This window comes from Burkholderia sp. 3C, from assembly GCF_054589155.1.
On record NZ_BAAILN010000044.1, the window covers coordinates 332443 to 338993 of the forward strand.

5 protein-coding genes are annotated in these 6551 nt (G+C 67.1%); 1 reads left to right on the forward strand and 4 read right to left on the reverse strand.

The features are described 5' to 3' along the window. The 4 genes from ACYP33_RS07815 to ACYP33_RS07830 form a co-directional block, all read right to left on the reverse strand. Window positions 1-721 (reverse strand): FadR/GntR family transcriptional regulator (locus ACYP33_RS07815; protein WP_459620818.1); only part of this gene is annotated, 721 nt, incomplete at its 3' end. A 278-nt stretch (window positions 722-999) separates the two neighbouring features. Continuing rightward, the gene (locus ACYP33_RS07820; RefSeq protein WP_414450079.1) at window positions 1000-1470 is read right to left on the reverse strand and encodes a DUF2214 family protein; all 471 of its coding nucleotides are present in this window, start codon (window positions 1468-1470) and stop codon (window positions 1000-1002) included. Window positions 1471-1500: 30 nt separating this feature from the next. Beyond that, the gene (locus ACYP33_RS07825) at window positions 1501-2679 is read right to left on the reverse strand and encodes a hypothetical protein (RefSeq protein ID WP_459620821.1); all 1179 of its coding nucleotides are present in this window, start codon (window positions 2677-2679) and stop codon (window positions 1501-1503) included. A gap of 296 nt (window positions 2680-2975) precedes the next feature. Beyond that, window positions 2976-4040 carry a glycosyltransferase family 4 protein gene (locus ACYP33_RS07830; RefSeq protein WP_414444318.1) on the reverse strand — a complete coding sequence of 355 codons (1065 nt, stop codon included), beginning with the start codon at window positions 4038-4040 and terminating at the stop codon, window positions 2976-2978. Between the two features lie 638 nt (window positions 4041-4678). Here ACYP33_RS07830 and ACYP33_RS07835 point away from each other — a divergent pair. Further along, the gene (locus ACYP33_RS07835; RefSeq protein ID WP_459620822.1) at window positions 4679-6514 is read left to right on the forward strand and encodes an ABC transporter ATP-binding protein; all 1836 of its coding nucleotides are present in this window, start codon (window positions 4679-4681) and stop codon (window positions 6512-6514) included. Window positions 6515-6551 lie beyond the last annotated feature (37 nt).

Here is a 6551-nt window from a genome sequence, read left to right on the forward strand (position 1 = left end):
GCGCCCGGCGCAGACGTTCGCGGCTGTTGGTCAGGTGGGTGCGCATCGCCGCGCGCGCCGCCTCCGGGTCGCGCCGCGCGATCGCCTCGAAGATCGCCTCGTGCTCGTGGTTCAGGCGGCCGACGTAGCGCTCCAGGTCGTCGCCCGCGAACCGCGCCGAGTTCACGCGCGCACGCGGAATGATCGACGTGCCGAGCTGCGTCATGATGTCGACGAAATAGCGGTTGCCGGTGGCCTGGGCGATCTGCAGGTGGAAATGGAAATCGAGCTGGGCCGTGTCGCGGCCGCCCGACGCGCTCTGCGCGATCGCGTCGAGCGCGCGGCGCAGCAGGGTGAGATCGGCCTCGTTGGCGCGCTGCGCGGCCAGGCTCGCGCATTCGCTTTCGAGGCTGATGCGCAACTCCAGCACGGCCAGCACATCGCGCAAGGTCGTGATCGTGGCGGGATCGATGCCGAGCGTGCGGCGGCGCTCCGGCGCCAGCACGAAGCTGCCGATGCCGTGGCGTGTTTCGATCAGGCCGCTGGCCTGCATCCGCGAGATCGCCTCGCGCACCACCGTGCGGCTGACGCCCTGCGAGGCCATCACTTCCGTCTCGGTCGGCAGCTTGTCGCCGGGCCGCAGCGTGCCGCTTTCGATCTGCGAGCTCAGTGCGTCGACAACGTCTTGCGCAAGGCTGCGGGCGCGGCGGCGCGGGGGCACGGGAAGCGCGGGCACGGACATGGGGCCTGTATCCTTAAAATGATTGATCCGATCGGAAACGGATGCGGTCGAAATGGCGCGGTCATTATACTGCGTCGATAGTCGTCCGATGACTGATGTTTCCCCCAATGCCCGGCCGGTCAAGACGCTCGGGCATCCCATGCCCGGCGGTCGGATGTCGAATCATCGCACTTCCGAACACCGGCGGACAAGCCGGCCGCGTCGACGCGAAACGGCCGGCGCAATACCGGCCTTTCAGACGATGAGCGGGGTTTCCAGTCGAGGCGGGGCGAAATGCCTCAGCCCGGCATGCCGATGCCGCGCGCCATGCCGGCGGCGGCAAACACGATCACGATGATCAGCGCGGCCTGCGCGTGGCAGATTCGCGAATAGGCCGACGCGCGCGACACGTCGGGCAACGCGCCGCGCCGAACCGCCGCGCGCCAACGGAGCAGCGCGAGCATCGGCCGGATCTCCAGCGCGAGCACGATCACGAGCGCGGTCATCTTCAGGTGGAACAATGGGGCGTGCAGATAGTAGGCGCTGCCCTTCTCGAAGCCGCCGAACGCGCGCAGCAGCCCGGTAGCGATCAGCACCAGCGCCGTCAGCCCCCAGCCGGTATCGGCGCGGAACACGGCACGCAGGTCGGCCACCTGCACGCTCGCGGCGGCGGCGACGCGCTTGAACGCGCGGTTGCGCGTGGCGATCGCCGCCAGCGCCAGGCCGAACGCACTCAGGTGAATGGCGGCCAGCAACCAGCGGATCATCATGGCGATTTCCTCGGGCCGGCCCGGCGGGCCTCAGACGAACTGTCGCAGCGTCGCATCGAGCGCGCGTGCGGCGGCGCGGTCCCCTTCCGTCGCAAGCGGGGCACGCGCCACGATCTTGCGGTTGTGGCCGACCGCCGCAGGAGAATTCCAGAGCAGTTCGACCTTGGGGCGCGAGAGCGGCTTGCCGCGCGGCATGTCGGATGTGGCGGGCACGCCGGGGCGATTGGCGGCGGCGGCTCGTGCAGCGGCGTCGGGCTCGGGCATGGCTTGAGCCGGTTCGGCGGCAGCGGCTTGTGCGGCGGAATCGGGCTCGTGCATCGCTTGCGCCGGCTCGGCCGCAGCGGTCGATTCCGGTACGGTGGCGGCGAATTCGGGCGTATCGGCGGCGGTCGTGGCCGAGACCACGACGGCATCGTGCCCGACAGCCGGGGCCAGCGTGGCCGGTTGCTCGGCAATCGCGACAGCACCCGCCGTGGCGGCCACCGGCTCGCCGTGCGGCACGTTGTCGGCCATGACGATCGGCGTGGTGTCGGCGGCGATATCGGTTGCGTTGGCCGGCATCATCGGCGCGGGCACCGTCTCGGCTTCGAACGGCGGCGCCACGGCGGCGGGCGGCAGCACCGTGCCGCGCGGCCAGCGGATCGCCAGCTCGCGCGCATCGTACTGCCCCACCTTGCGGCTTTCCATCCAGACCACCACGGTACGCGTGAGCACGTCGATCGAAATGGCGTAACGGCCGATCGCGAACCGGCGCGCGGCGATATTGGTGCCCCACAGCGGCTGCGGGCGGCAGATCCACACCACCGCGGCGTACAGCACCGGCGCGGCAATCAGCCAGCCGTTGCTGGCCATCACGGCATGCAGCGCGCGCCGCCAGCCGGCGAACCACACGAACGCGCCGATCGACCAGACGGCAAACAGGAAACAGAGCAAGGCGAACAGGCGCAGCGCCTGGCGCAGCCATTGCGGCAGCGGATGACGCGGCCGTTCGGCGCGCGCGGCGGCGCCCGGCAGGCTCAGCAGCAGAAACAGGAACACGAGATTGACGCAGGCCCACGGCGACGAGGCCATCGACGACAGCGTCGACCACTCCATCTGCGCCATGGCGTGCAACCAGCGCACGAGCAGCACGAGACCGACGGCGCGCAGCGCGAAAATGACGCCGGCTCCGGGAGCCGGAATCGCGCGCGTGGTTTTCGTTCTGGCCAAAACAACTCTCCTGTCGATCATCCTGCGGGTGCCGGATTTTACGGCACGGCCATTATAGGGGCATGACTTCGCCGGGCAGGCAAAACCTGCCGCTTTGCGGCGATTCGCCGAGGCCGCGCGGCGCGGATACAACACCGCCCGAAAAGCGGGCCGCCGTGCTGCTCGATGCCGCACCCCGCCCCGCTTTTCGGCACGGTCGCGAGCACACCCCCAGGCACGGGCGACGCCGCAAAGCACGACGCCCCGCAGGGCGAACCCTGCGGGGCGTCGGAACGACCGGTACGGCGAACGCGCAGTTAGTTGGCGTTGACTTCGCGCAGCACGGTGCGGCGGTTCTGGCGCAGCAGCTCTTCGTACACCTTGATGTAGTTGGCAGCCATGACCTTCGACGAGAAGCGCGCTTCGAACGCACCGCGCACCTTCTCGCGCGGCAGCGTGTCGAGCTTCTTGACGGCGGCGATCGCCGAAACTTCATCTTCGACGACGAAACCCGACACGCCGTTATCGATCACTTCCGGCACCGAACCGCGGTTGAACGCGATCACCGGCGTGCCGCAGGCCATCGCCTCGATCATGACCAGGCCGAACGGCTCCGGCCAATCGATCGGGAACAGCAGCGCGTGCGCATTGCCAAGGAATTCCGACTTCTGCGATTCGTTGATTTCACCGATGTATTCGACGTGCGGCAGCGCGAACAGCGGCTTGATCTTCTCTTCGTAGTAAGCGCGATCCGCCTTGTCGAGCTTGGCGGCGATCTTGATCTTCATGCCGGCCTGCTCGGCGATGCGGATGGCCGTATCGACGCGCTTTTCCGGCGAGATGCGGCCCAGGAACGCGAGGTATTCCGGCTTCGCGCCCTTCGGCGGCGTCAGCAGGTTTTCCGGCAGACCGTGATAGACGGTCGGCTGCCAGTTGGCCTGCGGCAGCGGAATGCGCTGGTTGTCCGAGATCGACACGACCGGCACGGTGTTGAACGTGTTGAAGATCGGGTTCAGTTCCGGCAGATCCAGGCGGCCGTGCATCGTCGTGACGTGCGGCACCGGCTGGCGCGAGAACAGCGAGAACGGGTAGTAATCGATGTGGAAGTGCAGCACGTCGAATTCATCGGCGCGGCGGCGCACTTCTTCCAGCAGCAACATGTGGGGAGCCATCACGTCGCGGATCGTCGGGTCGAGGCGCAGGGCCTGCGGCCAGAACGCTTCGAGCTTGGCCGACGTTTGCGAATCGCCGCTCGCGAACAGCGTGACATCGTGCCCCATCTCGACCAGCGCTTCGGTCAGGTAAGACACCACCCGTTCGGTACCGCCATACAGCTTCGGGGGAACCGCTTCGTGCAACGGAGCGATTTGAGCGATTCGCATCTGAGTAACTCCTAAAAAATCGGCAAAAAAACAGGCTAGAAAGGACCGTAAGCCTTGCCGTCCGGCGAGCCGGACTGTTCTTCATATATGAGATGAAACACCATCGGCTCGCGGCGTCGAGCGCCATCCCGTGACGACGCTCCAGCATTCAACGCGCGGTGCCACAGCGCGTTGACAGCATCCCGTAAAATTTCCTGCCCCGCCCGGGATGACCACCAGGCAACCCGTAAAAATGACTCAGGGTTAGCCCGAACGCCATTATCTGGCCGTTGGTGCAGGCCGGTGCGGAACATTTCAAAGAATTTACGTTGTTACAAAGGCGCAACATTTTGCAACCCTTGGACTTTCAAGGCGGAATTAGAGTGGGAACGTCACGGGCGACGCTGCAGCACCATCATGGTCGGCGTCGCTTTTTGTTTTGCAGGCTGACTAACGTCAGCATCGGCCGCGCGGAAACAATGCGAGCCGTGGAATTTTATCCCAAAATGAATCGCAGACCGTAGATCGGATGCGATCGGGTGCGGCACAAACGTCGAGCTTGTTTACAATGCCGGCTTCCGTCCGCATCGCGGGCCATCGCGACGCACGCCGCACCGCGCGCCTCTCAACCTCCGACAGACCGACCACACGCACATATTTTGGAAGCTCTCACACCTGCCCAGCGCAACGCCCACAACGCGAAGCTCTCGAGCTATGCGAGCCGTCCCCTTGCGTTTCTGTTTCGCTACATCCGCAAGCACCCTCTCGCGCACATCATCGTGCTGGCCAGCGTGCTGGCCGCCGTCGGCTGCGCGCTCGGCTCGCAATATGCGATCAAGCATCTGATCGACGTGCTCGCGGGCGGCCGCCACCATCCCGGCCCACTGTGGGGCGCGTTCGCCCTGCTGGTCGGCCTGATCGCCGCCGACAACCTGCTCTGGCGGGTCGGCGGCTGGGTGGCCGCGCATACCTTCGTGGCCGTCACCGGCGACCTGCGCCGCGACCTGTTCCAGTATCTGAGCGGCCATTCCCCGAGCTATTACGCGGAAAAGCAGCCCGGCACGCTGGCCAGCCGCATCACCGCCACCTCGAACGCGATCTACACCTCCGAGAACACGATGGCCTGGAACGTCCTGCCGCCGTGCATCGCGGTGGTGGGCGCGATCGTCATGATCATCGTGGTCAATCCGATGATGGCGCTCGGCCTGTTCACCGCCTCGGCCATCCTCGCGATCGTGCTGTTCAAGCTGGCGGGCCGCGGCTCGGCGCGCCACCACACGTTCGCCACCAAGGCCGCGGCCGTGGACGGCGAGCTGGTGGACGTGATCGGCAACATGGCGCTGGTGCGCGCGTTCGGCATGACGCTGAACGAGCAGAAGCGCTTCGGCCAGACGGTCAAGGCCGAAATGGATGCGCGCCAGCAAAGCCTGCTGTACCTCGAAAAGCTGCGCCTGCTGCACGCGGTGATCACCGCCATGCTGTCGGCCGGTCTGCTCGGCTGGGCGCTGATGCTCTGGGATCAGGGCAAGGCCACCTCGGGCGACATCGTGCTGGTCAGCTCGCTCGGCTTCACGATCCTGCACGGCACGCGCGACCTGGCCGTGGCGCTGGTGGACGTGACGCAGCACGTCGCGCGTCTGGCCGAAGCGGTCAGGACCATCCTCGAGCCGCACGGCATGCCGGACCGCTCCGACGCCACCGAGCTGAAATCGCGTGGCGGCCGCGTCGAATTCGAGGGCGTGACGTTCGCCTATCCGAGCCGCACGCCGATCCTCGACCACTTCGACCTGCGCATCGAGGCGGGCCAGCGGGTGGGCCTGATCGGCAAGTCGGGCGCCGGCAAGTCCACCGTGCTGGCGCTGCTGCAGCGCTTCTACGACGTGCAGCACGGGGCGATCAAGATCGACGGCCACGACATCGCCAGCATCACGCAGGGCAGCCTGCGCAACCAGATCGCGCTGGTGCCGCAGGACATCTCGCTGCTGCACCGGACGATCTACGAGAACATCGCCTACGGCCGCCCCGATGCAAGCCGCGAGGAAGTGCTCGCCGCCGCCCGCGACGCGCGCTGCACCGAGTTCATCGAACCGATGCCGGACGGCTTCGACACCATCGTCGGCGACCGCGGCGTGAAGCTGTCGGGCGGCCAGCGCCAGCGCATCGCGATCGCCCGCGCGATCCTCAAGGACGCGCCGATCCTGCTGCTCGACGAAGCCACCTCGGCGCTCGACAGTGCCTCGGAAGAAGCGATCCAGGCCGCGCTTGACCGGCTGATGGTGGGCCGCACCGTGATCGCGATCGCGCACCGGCTCTCGACGCTGCGCAACTTCGACCGCATCATCGCGATGAGCACCGGCAAGGTGATCGACGACGGCGCGCCCGACGAGCTGCGCAACCGCCCGGGCCTGTATCGCGACCTGCTCGCCAAGCAGCACGGCCACGACCTGATCGACGACGACGGCAGCGAACGCAGCAGCGGCGAACGCGTCGCCTGACACTGCCCCGGCCGGCTCGCTTCACGCGGGCCGTGCG

What these genes read in the sequence shown, in the direction of transcription:
- ACYP33_RS07820 (WP_414450079.1), bottom strand. Translation starts at nt 1,470, where the DNA reads ATGATGATCCGCTGGTTGCTGGCCGCCATTCACCTGAGTGCGTTCGGC.
- ACYP33_RS07830 (WP_414444318.1), bottom strand. Translation starts at nt 4,040, where the DNA reads ATGCGAATCGCTCAAATCGCTCCGTTGCACGAAGCGGTTCCCCCGAAG.